Annotated in this window: 11 protein-coding genes; 4 read left to right on the forward strand and 7 right to left on the reverse strand. The window is 55.6% G+C overall.

Going from position 1 to position 17,361, the window contains the following annotated elements:
* Positions 1-2 precede the first annotated feature (2 nt).
* The 3 genes from KTT_RS10905 (at position 3) to KTT_RS10915 (ending at position 5,602) form a co-directional block, all read left to right on the forward strand.
* Positions 3-1,547, forward strand: a complete 1,545-nt coding sequence (locus KTT_RS10905) for a complex I subunit 4 family protein (protein ID WP_126596002.1) — start codon at positions 3-5, stop codon at positions 1,545-1,547.
* A 12-nt stretch (positions 1,548-1,559) separates the two neighbouring features.
* Positions 1,560-3,272, forward strand: coding sequence for an NADH-quinone oxidoreductase subunit N (locus KTT_RS10910; RefSeq protein ID WP_126596003.1), 1,713 nt, complete (start codon positions 1,560-1,562; stop codon positions 3,270-3,272).
* Between the two features lie 380 nt (positions 3,273-3,652).
* Entirely contained in the window at positions 3,653-5,602 is a 1,950-nt protein-coding gene (locus KTT_RS10915; protein ID WP_126596004.1) for a S9 family peptidase, read from the forward strand.
* 92 nt (positions 5,603-5,694) lie between these two features.
* Here KTT_RS10915 and KTT_RS10920 read toward each other — a convergent pair whose 3' ends face one another.
* The 3 genes from KTT_RS10920 to groES all read right to left on the reverse strand — a co-directional run bounded on the left by KTT_RS10920 (position 5,695) and on the right by groES (position 8,758).
* Positions 5,695-6,495 (reverse strand): class I SAM-dependent methyltransferase, encoded by an 801-nt coding sequence (locus KTT_RS10920; protein ID WP_126596005.1) that lies wholly within the window; start codon positions 6,493-6,495, stop codon positions 5,695-5,697.
* A gap of 276 nt (positions 6,496-6,771) precedes the next feature.
* Positions 6,772-8,424: a chaperonin GroEL gene (groL, locus tag KTT_RS10925; protein WP_126596006.1), complete on the reverse strand. Its 1,653-nt coding sequence runs from the start codon at positions 8,422-8,424 to the stop codon at positions 6,772-6,774.
* Positions 8,425-8,464: 40 nt separating this feature from the next.
* Positions 8,465-8,758 carry a co-chaperone GroES gene (gene groES / locus KTT_RS10930; protein ID WP_126596007.1) on the reverse strand — a complete coding sequence of 98 codons (294 nt, stop codon included), beginning with the start codon at positions 8,756-8,758 and terminating at the stop codon, positions 8,465-8,467.
* A gap of 309 nt (positions 8,759-9,067) precedes the next feature.
* Between groES and KTT_RS10935 the strand changes: the two genes are divergently transcribed.
* The gene (locus KTT_RS10935; protein ID WP_126596008.1) at positions 9,068-11,530 is read left to right on the forward strand and encodes a serine/threonine protein kinase; all 2,463 of its coding nucleotides are present in this window, start codon (positions 9,068-9,070) and stop codon (positions 11,528-11,530) included.
* Between the two features lie 89 nt (positions 11,531-11,619).
* On the opposite strand, the gene KTT_RS10940 is transcribed toward KTT_RS10935, so the two are convergent.
* The 4 genes from KTT_RS10940 to KTT_RS36625 all read right to left on the reverse strand — a co-directional run bounded on the left by KTT_RS10940 (position 11,620) and on the right by KTT_RS36625 (position 17,322).
* Positions 11,620-12,285 carry a regulatory protein RecX gene (locus tag KTT_RS10940; protein WP_126596009.1) on the reverse strand — a complete coding sequence of 222 codons (666 nt, stop codon included), beginning with the start codon at positions 12,283-12,285 and terminating at the stop codon, positions 11,620-11,622.
* Between the two features lie 369 nt (positions 12,286-12,654).
* On the reverse strand, positions 12,655-13,083 hold the full coding sequence (gene panD, locus KTT_RS10945; RefSeq protein WP_126596010.1) for an aspartate 1-decarboxylase: 429 nt from the start codon (positions 13,081-13,083) through the stop codon (positions 12,655-12,657).
* A 168-nt stretch (positions 13,084-13,251) separates the two neighbouring features.
* Positions 13,252-13,554: a hypothetical protein gene (locus tag KTT_RS10950; RefSeq protein ID WP_126596011.1), complete on the reverse strand. Its 303-nt coding sequence runs from the start codon at positions 13,552-13,554 to the stop codon at positions 13,252-13,254.
* A gap of 222 nt (positions 13,555-13,776) precedes the next feature.
* Complete coding sequence (locus KTT_RS36625) at positions 13,777-17,322, reverse strand: beta-sandwich domain-containing protein (protein ID WP_126596012.1); 3,546 nt, start codon at positions 17,320-17,322, stop codon at positions 13,777-13,779.
* Positions 17,323-17,361: the final 39 nt, after the last annotated feature.

Below are 17,361 nucleotides of genomic sequence, written 5' to 3' on the forward strand. Positions count from 1 at the left end.
CCATGTTCTTTCTTTCGGCGGTCATCTTCTTTCCCCTCCTGGGAGGACTGGCTTTGCTCTTCTTCCCTCGTGAGCGGGTACAGGCGGTTCGCATCACGGCGCTGGGACTGGCGCTGGTTGAGGCGCTGCTGGTGCTGGCACTGGTGCTGACCTACTTACAGAATCAGATCAGCCTGTTTAGCTCTTCGTTCTTGCGTGAGAGCTGGTCGTGGTTTCCGACTCTGGGCATTAACTATAGCCTGGGCATGGATGGTATCAGCCTGGTGCTGGTCTGTCTGACGGCCCTGTTGACGGTGGTGTGTATCGGCGCTTCCTTTCGCATTGAGCAGAAGGTCAAGACCTATATGGCCTTTATGCTGCTGTTCGAGAGCGGTATGCTGGGCGTCTTTCTGGCTTCGAATCTGTTTCTCTTCTACATTTTCTGGGAAGTGATGCTGATCCCCGCCTATTTCCTGGTTGGTAGCTGGGGCGGAGATCGCCGCGTCTATGCGGCCTTCAAGTTTGTGATCTTTACCTCGGTTGGCAGCTTTTTGATGCTGGTCGGCATTATCGCGGTCGGCTATTATCATCAGCTGGCGGCTGGTGGCGGCTGTGGCTACACTCTTGAGATGTCTCAACTGTTGAATACTACCACCTCCTGTCGTGGTGTGTTGGATGGTAATATCCAGCTCTGGCTGTTGCTGGCTATCGCGGCCGCCTTCGCGGTGAAGGTGCCGCTGGTCCCCTTCCATAGCTGGCTACCGGACGCGTATAGCGAGGCTCCGGCCCCGGTCTCAGCTATGCTGGCCGGAGCCATGTCCAAGACCGGTGTCTATGGCTTCTTGCGCCTGTGCATCCCGCTCTTCCCGCAGGCCATTCAGACGCTGGCACCATTGATCAATACGCTGGCTGTGATTGGCATCATCTACTGCGCGGTCCTGGCGCTGGTGCAGACCGATGCCAAGCGTCTGCTGGGCTATTCGAGTATCAGTCACCTTGGCGTGATTATGCTGGGCCTTTTCTCTTTCAACTCTCAGGGTATGACCGGCTCGGTCCTGCAGATGGTCAATCATGGTATCACGACGGCCAGCCTCTTCCTGATCGTTGGTTTCCTGGAGGCGCGTACGGGTACGCGTCGCCTGCGCGAATACGGTGGTTTGGCGGGACGTATTCCCTGGCTGGCGGTGGTCATGTTTATCGCCGCGCTCTCCTCGCTTGGTCTGCCTGGTCTGAACAGCTTTACCGGCGAGTTTTTATCCCTGCTGGGCGCGTTCCGTTCGAATATGACTCTGGGCATCCTGGGCACCCTGGTGGTGGTGCCGGCCGCCTGGTATATGCTGCGCTTCTTCATCAGTATGATGTGGGGAACTCCGGTGGTGGAGGGACACGTTGGGACCGCCTTGCGCAAGGGTACGCTACGCGACCTTAGCCTGGGTGAGTTCTGGGTCCTGATCCCACTTCTCGTCTTAATCTTTTATATTGGCGTGCAGCCTGCTTTCCTGACCGGGATCATCGATCCTTCGGTCGCCAATGCCATGCAGGCGTTGAGCAGCGCTTTTGCCAGATAGAGGGACCTTGCTATGACGACTTTTACATACTTTGCGAGTGCCGACCAATGGTTGGGAATCGCGCCGGTTGTGGTCCTGGTGGTGATGGCCCTGGTGCTGATGCTGGTGGATCTGGTGTTGCCACATGAGGGAGAGCGATCGAAGCATAGCGGTCCCGCTAACTTTACGGTGCTGCCCGCCGTGGCCTTGCTGGGTGTGCTGGGATCGATGGCCGCCGCGATCACACTGTTCTTTGTAGGCCATCCTACCTCGGTCTTCAATAATATGCTGGGGGCCGATTCTGGAACCCTGTTCGCGGATCTGATTATCCTGGTTGCTGGTGGGCTGGGTATCCTGCTTTCACCGGCCTACCTGAAGCGTCTGCGCCTGGTGCACCAGGGCGAGTATTACGCCCTGCTCTTGCTGTCGATGACTGGCATGCTGCTGATGGCCGGTGCGCTGAGCTTCTTGATCGTCTTCGTGGGCCTGGAGATGTTCTCGCTGGCCCTCTATATCCTGTGCGGCTTTATCGATCAGCGCCAGACCTCGCAGGAGTCGGGCATGAAATACTTCCTGCTCAGCTCGTTTGCCTCGGCCTTTCTGCTCTATGGTATCGCCCTGATCTATGCCGCCACCGGCCATACTAGCTTTGTGGATGTGCAGAGATATGTTATGACGCAGACCCATGGTCAGGCTCCAATCCTGCTGATGGTGGGCCTGGGACTGCTGACGGTCGGCTTTGCCTTTAAGGTGTCGGCGGTGCCGTTCCAGACCTGGACCCCCGATGTCTATCAGGGTGCGCCTGCCCCGGTAACGGCTTTCATGTCGGTTGGCACCAAGGTCGCCGCCCTGCTGGCATTTATCCGCGTCTTCGGGTTCGCGCTTTCATCGGTGCAGAGCAGCTGGCTGCCGGTTGTCTGGGCTATCGCCGTCCTGACGGTGGTGCTGGGCAACGTGATGGCCGTGGGACAGGGCAATATCAAGCGCCTGCTGGCCTACTCCAGCATCGCGCATGGTGGCTATCTCCTGATCGGTGTCGTGGTCAGCGGAGCTGGAGCCGGTCAGCAGAATCATATCGGCGCTTCGGCCGTTCTGTTCTACCTGAGCTGCTACCTGTTTATGAACATCGGAGCCTTTGGTGTCGTTTCCCTGCTGGAGCGTCTCGATAACACCGGCTACGATGCGGCCGATCTGCGTGGCCTGTGGTATCGTCGGCCCTGGTTGGCTGGCCTGCTGGCCTTCTTCCTGCTGGCCCTGGCCGGTTTCCCGCCGATGGCCGGTTTCGCTGCCAAATACTACCTGTTCTACGCCGCCCTGGTTGGAGGACATCCAGAGTTGCTCGTCATCGGTGTCGTTGCCAGCGTGCTGGGTATCTACTACTACCTGCGCTTCATCGGGACCATGTTTATGGAGGGCCGTGAGGAGAGCCCTGCTCTGGCTATTCCCGCCACGCCGGGACATATCCCGGCCACGCCTCGGACCGCCACAAAGGCTCCGACAGGAGGTCTGCGACGCTCCGCCTCCTCGACCCGTGGCGCCACCGCTGTAGCCGAGAGACCTGCCAGCATCAGAGTCGCGGCCCCGCCGCGCCCGGCTGTTGTGTCTGCTGAAGAGCCAACCCACGAGTTAGAAGGCTGGTCCTGGGTCGCCATCGGCATCGCCGCCCTTGGCACCCTCGTCACCGGAGTCATCCTTCCCTTCTGGCTCCCCCAGATCCAGCAAGCCGCCCAATCCCTCCTGAAATAATCGAAGGGGGCCGTGCCTACCGGGCACGGCCCCCTTTTTTCCTCCATAAGTTCGGACCTTGCGTCCGATTTTTCCTCGCCTCACGATAATGCCCCCTCATGAATGATATAATGGAAAACAAACCGATGCTCAGGTGCCAGCATCACAACGCGCTTACGCGCCTGAAATAGGGGCCATATATATGTTGGTGCATGGAGTGCGCATCCGCGCACTCCATGCACCAACATAAAAAAACTGATGCGGCCGCGCCTGCGGACGCCCGTGTGGGGGCGCTCACGTGCCCCAATATGACATGAGTCAGACACTTTCATATATACTATGCTGCTTGACCGGGTGCGCTTGTAGGCCCGGTTTTTGATAATATCGGGGAAAGGAATATTATGGCTAATAAAAAGGTAGCCCCCTACGGGTCCTGGAAATCGCCGGTGACAACGGATCTGATCGTTAGCGAGACGATTCGCTTTGGTCTTACCGCCCTGGATGGCGATGATATCTATTGGATAGAGGGTCGCCCATCTGAGGGTGGTCGCAATGTGGTGGTGCGCCGCTCGCCCGATGGGACGTTGAGGGACCTGGTTCCGCAGCCGTTTAATGCGCGTACCCGTGTGCATGAATACGGGGGCGGTGATTATGTGGTGCATGATGGAACGCTCTATTTTTCTAATTTCTCGGATCAGCGCCTCTATCGCGTGACTCCTGGATCGGAGCCGGTGGCGCTCACGCCTGCTATTGAGCGTCGCTATGCTGATATGGTAGTGGACCAGCGGCGCCAACGTCTGGTCTGCGTCTGTGAGGATCATACCAATACGGGGCGAGAAGCGGTCAATATGCTGGTCAGCATTCCTCTGAATGGGGATACCAATGATGGTTCGCGAGATGATTTGCAGATCTTACAGGCAGGCAATGATTTCTATGCCGCTCCCCGTTTGAGTCCCGATGGTTCTCAGCTGTGCTGGCTGACCTGGAATCATCCCAATATGCCCTGGGATGGTTGTGAGCTGTGGGTGGCCAATCTGGGTGAGAATGGTTTCGTGGAGAACGCCCGGCGTGTGGCCGGCGGCGCTGAGGAGTCTATCTTCCAGCCCTCATGGTCCCCCGATGGCGTGCTGTACTTCGTGTCGGATCGCACCAACTGGTGGAATCTTTACCGGGTGACGGATAGCGGCGTGGAGGCGGTCTGCCCCATGGAGGCCGAGTTCGGTACACCTCATTGGGTCTTCGGGCTCTCTACCTATGATTTTGTGTCCGCCGATCGCATCATCTGCTGGCATGCTGGTCCCTCGGGCTCCGCCCTGGCCTACCTGGATACCCGCTCGGGCGCGTTAACCCCCATTTCGCTGCCGTTCTCTTCGGCCTCAAGCATTCGTGCCAATGCCAGTCACGCCATTTTCCTGGGTTCTTCCGCCACCTCCACGGGTGCGATCGTACGCCTGGATATCACCACCGGTAAGCTCAATGTATTGCGCCGTGCCCAGTCAGCCGTCGTTGATACCGGCTATATCTCGGATGCCCAATTGATCGAGTTCCCCACCGAAAATGGCCTGACGGCGTATGCTAACTATTACGCCCCTAAGAACGCTGATTATGAGGCGCCCGAAGGGGAACTGCCTCCGCTGCTGGTCATCAGCCATGGTGGACCCACCAGTTCGGCCTCTTCCGCCTTGAAGTTGAGTACGCAGTTCTGGACCAGCCGTGGCTTCGCGGTGGTAGATGTCAACTATGGTGGCAGTAGCGGCTATGGACGCGCCTATCGCGATCGTCTGAAGGGACAGTGGGGCGTGGTGGATGTCGAGGATTGCGTGAACGCCGCGAAGTACCTGGTGGAGCGTGGGCTGGTCGATGGCAATCGCCTGACTATTCAGGGCGGTAGCGCCGGTGGCTATACTACCCTGTGCGCCCTGACGTTCAGCGATGCCTTTAAGGCGGGCGCCAGCCATTTTGGCGTCAGCGACCTGAACGTCTTTGTTCATGATACCCATAAGTTCGAGTCGCGCTACCTCTATGGTCTGATCGGACCCTATCCTGAGCGTAAGGATCTCTATTATGAGCGCTCGGCCATCAATTATATCGATCGGCTCTCTTGTCCAGTGATCTTCTTCCAGGGCCTTGAGGATAAGATTGTGCCGCCCAGCCAGGCGGAACTAATGGTGGAGGAGTTACGCGCCAAAAAGGTGCCAGTCGCCTATGTACCCTTTGAGGGTGAGCAGCATGGCTTCCGCCGCGCGGAAAATATCAAGCGTTCCCTCGAGGCGGAGCTCTACTTCTACTCGAAGGTCTTCCATTTTGATCTCGCGGAACCGATTGAGCCGGTGGAGATTGAAAATCTTTAGCTGGCGGTGAGGGGTATTGGGGAAGGTAATCTCGCGTAGCGAGACGAGCGCGGTCTCGTTCGTCAGAAAAAGATTCTGACGAGCGAGGCCGCTTAGCGCATTGCACTCCAGATCGTCCAGCGATCCTGCTCTACAATGGCCTGGCTATCTCCATCAATCTGCCTGCGGATGTACTGGCAGAGGTCATCTAGTTCGGCATCGTTCAATTCATGCAGGATTGAGCGGCCGGTGCGTGTCTTGAGATCATGTTCGAGCGAGGCGAAGTTGTTGTGAACCTGGCGCGTCTCCCAGAGCTGCCGTTTCTCAACCACGCGGAAACCGGTCTGGTGTAGTAGGCTCATGACGGTCGCGTTATCGTGACGGCGAGCAACCTCTTGCTGCGCCAGTTTAGGATAGCGGGTGAAGAAGTAGCCGCGAATGTTGGTCTGGCTCCCCGCGAGCAGACAGTCCTCTGGTGTTCGGTCCTGTACGATCAGGATGCCGCCGGGCCTGAGAATACGTAACGCTTCCGCGAAATTCACATTGAGCTCTTCGCGTTTCAAATGGTGAATCAGGGCGCGCTCCAGTACAATGTCGAACTGCTGTGCCTCGACCGGAATCTGCCCGGCATCGCTTTTGACATAACTGATGTTGTTGTGCGCCTTCAGGGCACTCTGGGCGTCGCTGATCATAACATCAGATGAGTCGATGCAGGTGATGTGCGCCGCCCCCATATCGGCCAGTGCTTTGGCGTAGATACCACCACCACAGCCGATGTCAGCTACCGTGCGACCCTGTACCTCCACGATATGATTGATCAGTGTTTTCCAGGTACCAGTCGCCTGGCGTGTAGCATATGTATTGCGGATTTCTTCCGCATGAAAATTAATAGGCGTGGTCGGATCTCCTCTCATGTTCATCGTCTTTTACTGTTAACTGATGAATCACTAGTTGCTATTCTACCATAACCTGCGGGAGCCTTTAGCCTGCCTTCCGGCCCTTTTCTGGACCTATAACCGTGCTTATATCCTTTATAAAGGATGCCACAACTGTCTGTAATATTAGACGTTGCAACCTCGAATTTTGGGGAAAAATTGGCTATTGCCAGCAAAAGAAAGCCCCTCCGAACAACTTGTTCGAAGGGGCTTTCTTTATTAGTTCACTGTAACAGGGTGATGTTCGCCTGGCGATTACATCATTCCCATGCCGCCCATGCCGGGCATGCCACCCATGCCTGGGGCGCCACCAGCAGCGGCTGCGGGATTCTCCTCAGGGATGTCGCTGATCAGGGTGTCGGTCGAGAGCACCATGCTGGCGATGCTGACGGCGTTCTGCAGGGCGGAACGGGTCACCTTCACCGGATCGATGATGCCGGCTTTGACCATGTCGACATATTCGTTGGTGAGGGCGTTGAAGCCATAGCCACGGGGATTGTTGAGCACACCGGCTACGACGACGGCGCCGTCTTTACCAGCGTTGTGCGCGATCTGGCGCAGTGGCTCCTCAAGGGCGCGGCGCAGGATGTTGACGCCGGTCGCCTCGTCACCAGGCTGGGCCTGCACATTGTCCAGGGCCGAGATGGCCGATACCAGAACGGAACCACCACCAGGGACGATACCCTCTTCAATGGCGGCACGTGTGGCGGAGAGGGCGTCCTCAACGCGGTGCTTCTTCTCTTTCATCTCTACTTCCGTGGCGGCACCAACGCGGATCACGCCAACACCACCGGCCAGTTTAGCCAGGCGCTCCTGGAGCTTCTCGCGGTCGTAGTCGCTGGTGGTCTCGTTGATGAGCGTGCGGATCTGGCCGATGCGGGCCTGGATGGCAGCGTGGTCACCGGAACCCTCAACAATGGTGGTGTTCTCTTTGTTGGCCGTGACGGTGCGGGCGGTACCAAGGTCCTGCAGCGTGGCGTTCTCCAGCTTCAGACCGGTCTTCTCGGTGATAACCGTGGCACCGGTCAGGATGGCGATATCTTCCAGCATGGCCTCGCGGCGATCACCGAAGCCCGGAGCCTTGACGCCCAGGACGTTGAAGGCACCGCGCATCTTGTTGACAACCAGGGTGGCCAGAGCCTCACCGTCGATGTCCTCGCCGATGATTACCAGGTCCTTGCGGCCGGTCTGCAGAACGGCTTCCAGGATGGGCAGGATGTCAGCGATGGCGCTGATCTTTTTGTCGGTGATGAGGATATAGGGATCGGCCAATTCAGCCACTGTGTGCTCGGCATTGGTCGCCATGTAGGGCGAGATGAAGCCACGGTCGAACTGCATGCCTTCGGTGTATTCTTTCTCAGTGGTGATACCACGGCCCTCTTCGACTGTGATGACGCCGTCTTTACCGACTTTCTCCATCACTTCGGCGATCAGGTTGCCGATCTCGGCATCGCCAGCGGAGATTGCCGCTACCTGGGCGATCTCTTCGCGGGTCTCGACGGGCTTGGCCTGGGATTTGATCTCGGCGATAACGGCCTCGACGCCCTTCTCTAAACCACGGCGCAGAATCATCGGGTTCGCACCAGCCGCCAGGTTCTTCAAACCTTCGTTGACGACCGCATGAGCCAGCACGGTTGCTGTGGTGGTGCCATCACCGGCGACGTCGTTGGTCTTGGTCGCGGCCTCTTTTAAGAGCTGGGCACCCATGTTCTCAAATGCATCAGGTAGCTCAATTTCGCGAGCGATGCTGACACCATCGTTCGTGATTGTGGGAGCGCCAAACTTTTTGTCTAGCACCACATTGCGCCCCTTGGGTCCAATTGTTACGCGGACCGCGTTAGCTACCGTATCCATTCCCTTTTTAAGGGAGTAGCGCGCCTTCTCATCAAACTGTACTCGTTTTGCCACGAAATTTACTCCTCTGATACAACCTAACTAAAACAATAACCTATTCCACAATTCCCATGATGTCGCTCTCGCGGAGGATCAAATACTCCTGGCCGTCGATCTTGATTTCGGTTCCGGCATATTTCGCGAATAATACGCGCTGCCCAACCTGTACCTCGGGCGCTGTGCGCTTGCCATTATCCAGGATCTTGCCGGGGCCGACTGCCAGGATCTCACCCTCTTGAGGCTTCTCTTTCGCTGTATCTGGCAGTACAATACCACTGCGCGTGACTGTCTCACGGGCCAGGCCCTTGACTACCACGCGATCACCAAGTGGCTGAAGCTTTGTTGACATACTCCATGTCCTCCCTGTTCAGTGTGTATATGTGCAAGAATGTCGTGTCTTCACGACCTTCTACAATTTAGCACTCTAATTGAGAGAGTGCGAACCGGCTATATAATACAACATAGGTGCCCAATTCGCAAGAGGATGAGCATGCAATTATGGCCTTTGCTCTTCACTTCTGACTATACAAGTGCTATACTGCACATAGCATGTAGTTATGTACAGCCTTTCCAGTATGCTGAAAATCATTCTTGCCACACCCAGTCACAAGCATTTGATATGTAGTTTGTTTCACTACAAACTGCCACCACAATTCTCATGAACGAACAACATGGTTTCCTTGCGGAAAGCAAGCGTCCTAAAAAGGAAGAGGCACCCAACCTGCAGAAATTCGGAAATTACGACCTGGTTCGCCGCATCGATGTCGGCGGGATGGGCGAGGTCTACCTGGCCCATCAGCGCACAGCCTTTGGCCGAGAGGTCGCGGTAAAAATTATTCGTTCAGATCTGGTGAACGATGCCAGAGCCCGCCAGCGCTTTTTGCGCGAGGCTGAGGTCGCCTCTTACCTGAAACACGATCATATCCTGCCCCTGCTAGAGTTTGGTGAGGAGCAGGGGCGCCTGTTTATTGTCACTCCTTATATTAAGGATGGCACACTTGCCCAGCGCCTTGCGCTCGGTGCGCTGCCGGTCTCCGAGGTGTACGAGCTGTTTAGCGCGCTCTGCCGGGCGGTCTCTTATCTGCATAAACGTGGCATTGTGCATCGTGACCTGAAGCCATCCAATATCCTGCTGGATAAAGAAGAAGATAGCGGTCGCGTCTATGTGCGCCTGATCGATTTCGGCATCGCTTCTTCACAGGGTTCGCCGACCAGTGGAGCTCTGCCATCTGGCGAGCGCGAGTTTGGGACCGCCGATTACGTGGCGCCCGAACGCCTGCGGGGCGTCTCGGCACCGAGTAACGATATCTATTCGCTGGGTGTGATTCTGCATGTGATGCTGACGGGCACGCTTCCACGCGCGGATGTGCCCTCCAACCTGCCTTTTCCCCTGACCAGCGTTATCGATCGCTGCCTGGATGTTGATCCAGATGATCGTTTCACCAGTGTGGACGATCTTTTGTTGGCCTTTGAGCATGCCTATAAGTCTTTGACGACCGCCCAGCAGATGCAGCCCGCCTCTCCTCTGCCGGTTGAAAGCGCCGCGCCCGCTCTGGATGAGGTGATCGTCCCAATGGATGAAGATGATGAGTCGAGCGCCGTCCCTCTCGATGAGCAGGTGGCGGAGCCGCCCTCGCGCCCATCTTTGCGGACCGGAAGAGCGTCTCCAACGTCGCGACCTCCTCTGCGCGCTAGCGCGGTAGAAGGAACGGCCCATATCCCTTCTCGCGCCAGTATGGGCTCAGAAGCAGCTTCTCGCTCCCCTGTGCGCAGGGATATGAGAGATATCGAGGATCAGCCGACGTCGCGACCCCCTGTGCGCAGGGATATGAGAGATATCGAGGATCAGCCGACGGCACGCCCGGTTCGGCGCCTGGCTTCGGGTGAGCATGCTCCGCTGAGACGTCAGGTGCGGCGCTCCGATAGCGGCGAGCAGAAAGTCGTGCTGGCCTCCTCGGCGGCCGACTCTCGTCCCCCGCTACGCCCGCGTGGGGCTTCCGATCCCTCTCTGACGCGCGGTACGGTGTTGCCACATGTGCCGCAGCGCGGAGACGACTTTAGCAACGTTGATTACGATGCCCCGACTACCGAGCTCGATCCGAAGCATCTCTCAGCGCGTAATAAATCAGCTTCGGTGGATAAATATGCCCAGTTGCAGACCCGTAAGCCGGCATCTGCGCCGAAGAAGGCGAAGCGCCGTCGTGCCTCGCCGCTTATCATCATCTCCATATTTATTATCGCTATTTTAGTGGTGCTCGGAGGCATTGTGAGCCTCATTGTCCAGGCGTCGATTACGGCTGACGTGACCATCTCTCCCAAAGTTCAGACGGTCAGTAGCGTCTTTACCTTTATTGCCCGGCCCGGCGTCAAAACTGCTGATACCGCCCATGGCGTGATCCCGGCCAGCGTGCTGACCAGCTCTAAGCAGAGCTCTATCGATGGACGCCCCACTGGCGTGAGCGGGTGCGTGCTGGGGATCTTCGAATGTAAAGAGACGGTGTCGCTGGTCGATATCAGTGTTCTGTCGGCCCGATTGCGCCCGACCTTGAAGCAACAGATCGCGCAGGATCTGCATAAGCAGGCCCAGCAATCCGGAGTGACTACCGTGGGAGATATCTTCTACGCCGATGGATCAATCACGTCTAACCCGACTGTTGGCACCACCAGTAAGACCATGACAGTGACGATGACGGAACAGGGGAGCATTGAATACTTGAAGCAGGCGGATGTGCAGAATCTGGCTCTGCAGATGTTGAAGCGCAAGGTGAGTGGCAACTATGCGTTGATCGATACAAAGACCCGTGTTGGTCAGCCGGTGGTCCAGAGCGTTAGCTCCAATGGCGATATCAAGGTCTCCATCGCCGCCTCCGGCATCTCACGCTATCAGATTTCTGATTCTGAGATGAACTCGATCAAGAATCATATCAAGGGTATGAACTTGAAGCAGGCCCGGACCACTATCCTGAAAGATGCGAATCTGGACCCCACCACGCTCTCGGTTCGTATGTCCTACGGCGATACGGTCCCGACCAATGTCCAGCAAATTAAGATTACCCTCTTGAATCCAACCAACCTGCCCGACAGCCCGCTGCCTGCGGTCCCTAAACCCTCCGGCACATAATCTTTTATCTTAACATGCAAGCCCGCCCCCCGTAGGTGCCGGGCTTGCCCCGGCTTTTCGGGCTTGCCCCGGCTTGGGCTTGCCCCGGCTTATGATGAAAAATCCTCATCGTCTTCAACCGGCTCCTGGGACGACTCTTCCCAGAGCTGTTGTACCACGCGTTTGGTCACCTCATAGCTAAAGCCGCGCCGCTGCAAAAACGGTCCTAGTTTGGTGCGAAAGGCGTTATAATCCATGTTCGGTTGGCGCAGCAGCGACAGCGCCTTCTTGCGACCGGCGCGTAGCGCCAGTTCCTCATCCTGTTCGCCCGTCACCACCTCATCGATGACCTCGCGCTTCACACCCTTCATTTTCAACTCATTCTTAATCGCCTGCGCACCCTTCGGCCGAAAACGTTCGCGTGACTCAATCCAGAACGAAGCAAACGACTCATCATTGATCAGATCAAGCTGATTGAGTCGCTCGATCACCGCGTCAACCAATTCTGGGGGAGTCTGCTTCTGTTTAAGATAGCGCCGCACCTCCTCGCGGCTGCGCGGCCGAAAAGAAAGATAGTTCATAGCCCGGTCAACCGCCTTCTGTAGTGCCTCCTCCTCTTCCAACTGCTGCACCTGGGCTGGTGTCAGTTCCTGGCCGAGTCGCAGCCCCATCTTCAGCACAATCAGCGTATTCACCCCCATCAAAAAATGCTCATCTACAAAAATGCTGGTCCGATCCGGATTATTAGCCTGCGGCTGCAACCCCGTAATACGCATCTGTATACTCCTCTCTCTTCCTACTCTATTCTAACTTACTCCCTTCTAAAAGGAAATCGCTCCAAAGCGGGAGGTGCAGGAAGGCGGCCAGCCCTCCTGCACCCCTTAAAAGGCAAAATAGATGTGAAACAGAAGACCCGCTGGCCAGCGGGTCTTCTGTTTCACATCTATTCAATATAACTTTTTAAGTTTACTTCATTTCCTCTATGTATCACAGAAAGGGCATAAATATACACTCTTAGATGTGGTTTTTGGGGAATGCAGATACCAGGGTGAGGAAAAAGTATACTAACTAACGTTTGTTAGGCGAGAGGTAAGTAGCAATTCATTCAACCCGGCAGGCCGAATGAACTAGACTACTCGAAGCTCCTATGAGAGGGCAACTTCAACTTCTGGTGCCAATTGATCATCAAATTCTGGCAGCATTTCGATCAGGGGTACATCTTTTTTCTCGGTCAGGCGATTCTCATCGTCCACAAAGGCGATCTGTGGTACCAGGCTACGAATCTCTTCATCGGTATATTGAGCATAACTGATGATAATGACTTTATCGCCCTCGGCGGTCAGGCGTGCAGCTGCACCGTTCAAACAAATGACTCCGGAACCACGAGCACCCGCGATAGTGTAAGTTTCCAGGCGTGAACCATTGTTGATATTTACCACTTGCACTTTTTCATAGGGGTAAATGTTCGCTGCATCCAGCAGGTCCTGATCAATCGTGATACTGCCGATGTAGTTCAGATTGGCCTGGGTAACAGTGGCGCGATGGATCTTCCCTTTGCACATGGTACGTTGCATAAGTGTAACGGTTCCTTTCCCGTAATAGAATAACTAAAAACTAGTGGAGATATACCTAAAATTGTTATCCGTTTTTACTCCACCTAATAATATTAAACGACATTGGGGCCAATTTGGAAACAGTATAGGAACAAGGTAACGGTATATGGGAAATAGTACTGCCTTGTTTTATTCTGTCTGCTCTGTTTCGCTATGCGTGTTGTGCGCTTCCTGATTTTCTACCGCTGCCCCTAGAAGCACCAGGAGGCCCATAGCATAGGCTTCAGATACCGTCTGGGCATCATACATGCTTTCCCTCATCATCAGGCGGTAGTGGCATTTCCAGCGCCTGGCGGGCCATTCCGCCAGCTTGATCAGGGTATAGGTCGTGGTATGCTGTTCCAGGGCCTGGCGTAGCGCTACCTCATCAAACTGCGTGATACGATACCCCGCGAGTCGCTGCTGCAACTCCTCTGGCAGTTCTGTAGTCATGCAGTCCCTTTTATCCTCTCTCTATGTGCCGCGCCCGCTATTCAGGCCTCTGGCCGACATGCTGGCTAGATTCATTGCCTGCTTCTGGAGCTATATATAAATTATACGTTCCATGTTGCCGGTGTACAAGGCTAGCGCTAGAATGCGAGAAAAAGCAGGACCCTTGGGGAAATCCCCGGGGGTCCTGCTTTTTCAAGTGCTCCGTGAGGAGCGCGGCCGTGATTAACGGGTTCCTACTGCGAAGATGTGAATGTGATTGTTGTTCGGCAAGGTTACGCTGACCACCGGGAGATTCTGGCGCAGCCCCACCTCTATATAGTAGACATAGTTTTTGACGTATGCCCGGCCACCCGAGAAGTTACGGTAGGCCTGGGTGGTCGCGATCGTGTTGCCCGACGAAAGCTGCTGCGTGCCGCCGACCAGCGTCCAGTCACTGAAGTTCACGGTATCCTGTTCGGTGGTGCCGTTCGCATACGTGATGGTGATGGTGCCGCTGGTTGGTCCTCCGTGAGCGCTTGCCAGGAAGGCCAGTGACGTGGCTCCATTGACCGCGTTAACCGGAACTACCTGGCCAGTGGCCGCGTAGTTGTTGTTCTGGGCGATACCGCCGGGCCAGATGAAGCTGGTGGAATTGTACGTAAAGACGCTACCAGGGGCCAGACCTGATTGTTTCAGAGCCTGGGCTGAGTAGCTGTACTTACCGTCCAGCGAAGTGATGCCAGGATGGTTATCGTCGGTGGTACCCGCGTTATTGGCGCTGACCGGGGTAAAGGGTGCACTGCTCTTGGTCGTAATCGAGAAGATGTGCATCTGTCCACCGGTGGTGTCGCTGGGCAGTGTCACGCTCTTGATCGTCTTGCCAGCCGCCAGGCCAATTTCGGTGTAGAAGACGAAGTTGTTGAGCGTCTGATGACCACCCGAGAAGTTGCGATACGGCATGGAGACCGCGATTTGGACGCCCGGGAATAAAGATTCATTGCCCGCGCTGAGCGTCCAGTCATTGAAGCGGAGCGGCGCCTGTGCCGTTGTGCCATCATCATAGGTGATGGTGGCGGTACCCCTTGAGTCACCATTGGTGGCCGCTCCCAGGAAGGCCAGGGTTTGAGCATTGCTGACTGGCGTGACTGGAATGATCTGTCCATTGGCGATATAGTTGTTGTTCTGGCCCGCGTCAGCTACTGGCCAGGTGAAGGTGCCACCATAAGCGTTGACGGAAACACCAGGGATTAGACCCTGCATCTGCGATGCCTGGAATGAGTAGCTGTATTTGCCGTCCAGGTTGCCGACTGTGAGATTGTTGTCATCGGTCGCACCGGCGTTGTTGTAAGGTACAGCTGGCACCGGTGTGGTTGGCGTGGGACCCTCTTTGGTGGCGACGGCGAAGACGTGCATGGCACCACCGGTAACCTTTGATGGTAACGTGACGCTCTTAACCGCTTTACCAGGCTGGATGGCGACGTCAGTGTAGAAGACGTAGTTGGTGACCAGCTGGAAGCCATTTGGTGTGTTGCGATATGGCAACGAGGTCAGTGTGCCGTTGCCGAATGAGATCGGCGATTTGCCTCCGCCCAGCGTCCAGTCGCTGAAACCCAGGGTAAACGACTGCGTTGTGCCATCAACATAGTTGATGGTCGCTTTACCGTAGCTTGGCCCTCCAGATGCCGATCCCAGGAAGCCCAGGATGTTAGCATTTGGTACAGAGTCAACACTCAGAGTTTGACCGGCCGCTACATAGTTGTCAGGCGAGCCAGGTACGGCATTAGGCCATGTAAAGACCATGCCAGTCGGATTATAGAAGGTATTGTCACCGGCGTTGATACCCGCGCTACGCAGCAGGTCGTCGGAATAGCTGTTGTGCGCATTGTCGAAGTTGGCGCTACCAGGATTGGTGTCTGTCGAGATGCCAACGTTATTGAATGCTGGACCGCCTGGAGCTGGCGTTGGCGTAGGTGTAGGCGTGCCACCCGGTGTCGGGGTGGCTATGGGCGTGCCACCCGGCGTTGGCGTAGGTGTTGGTGTGCCGGAGAACAGACCATAGATGTCCAGCGAGCTCTTCGTGCCAACAAAAACCTCGCCATTCGCCACAATTGGTGTTGAGAATTTCACATAGGTGCCGCTCGGGCGATCCTGCGATGCATGGGTCTCACTGTTGTAGATTTCATTGCCTATGTTGGTGGCGTCGTATGCGCGCAACACGGTGGTGAAATCGGTGCCATTGCTGGCTCCTGGTGAGATGCTCCAGAGGATGCCTGTACCCGCCTGGGTGCCATTGCTGGAGATAACCGGGTTACCACCGGTAAATGGCGAGGTCTCGGGACTGCGTGATGAGTACGGAGCTGTCAGCAAGCCAGTGGTGGTGCTGAATTTGAAGGCTTTGATGTACTCGCGCGCACCGGCGATGTAGACGTTGCCGTTCCAGTAAGCTGGATTGCTATAGATACCGCCCGTTGTGTTGGGGGGCAACTCCTGCACAACTTTATCGATGTCGGTGCGGTTACGCTCGGTTGAGGTTGAGGTACAGTTCAGGTTAGGATCATTGGTGAATTTTCCCATTGAGTTGGGATTGAGTACGTAGATGCGGCCTTCTTTACCACCCTGGATTATTTCTGGTCCCTTAGCCGTTTGCACAAATAGCAAGCCGCCCGAGCCCAGGTCGGCGTCTGCTTCCTGCAGACACTGCTGGTTGAATGGAGAGAAGTAGTCCAGTACCTTCGACAGGTCCGGCGACAGTTTGACGATGGAATCACCACCGCTGGTGCCACCTGTATTCAGGGTGAAATCACCGTTGCCGCTGACATAGTAGATGTTGCCACTGGCGTCCGTGGACAGTGGTCCACCGGAAGCCCAGATGCCACCATCATTACCGTTGGCGGTGTCGTTATAGATGTGCGTCTGCGTCAGATTGGAGCCATTGTAACTGTAGGAGATGATCCAGCCATGGTATGGACGGAAGTCACAGAATGATCCAAATGAGATGTATACTTGCCCATTGGCCAGCATCAGAGCGGAACGCTGACGCTCATATTTAGGCTGGAAGGGTACGCGACCATTGGTTGTAGCTGAGCCGGTTCCAGGAACCGAGCCTGAGATTACCTGGGGGCTGCCGGGTTTCTCATGACCCGTTGTTACGTCGAGAGCGTGTATACGGTAGACCAGGTTGCCACCTTCGTTGGTCATAGCCACCACATACATGGTGCCGGTTGACTGGTCAATGACCGGCGTGCCAGAAAGACCAACCTCTGGCTTCATGTCGTTACAGCCACCGATATCCATGTAGCTCGGTGAGGTAGCACCGTTGACCAGAAATGACGTTTTCCACAGGGGAGGCGTGTTGGGATCTGTCTGGTCGGCATCAAACGCATAAACGGTGTCGTGCTCGGTTTCTACCAGTACAACATTGTGTGTAGTACCATTGACAGTGAGATTAGGCAAAAACAGTGGCTGTGCATATACCTGCCCATCAACCTGGTATGACATGCGTTTGCCAAATTTTGAAGGGTTTACATTGCCTAAATTTAGCGTCTTTTCAGTCGAATAATTTCCAGTATGGCTATTATCACCTTTGAATGTTACGACTGCCGTGCTTGGATCGGCGGCGAAAGCAGATTTCAACGTTGTGAAGTTGAGTGAGACGAATGTTCCCCCAGCGATACCTATCAGTACTACCAGGCTAATAAGCGCGAACAGATGTGATTGTTTGTTTCGTTTCGCAGCCGAGGAAGGAGGATTGGCATTCGCGTCAGGATAAGATGAATTCTGGGAAATCATCCATAAACTCCTTAAAAGGTTATCTCCGTACAGTTTATA

It is taken from the genome of Dictyobacter aurantiacus, assembly GCF_003967515.1.
Taxonomy (GTDB): Bacteria; Chloroflexota; Ktedonobacteria; order Ktedonobacterales; family Ktedonobacteraceae; genus Dictyobacter; species Dictyobacter aurantiacus.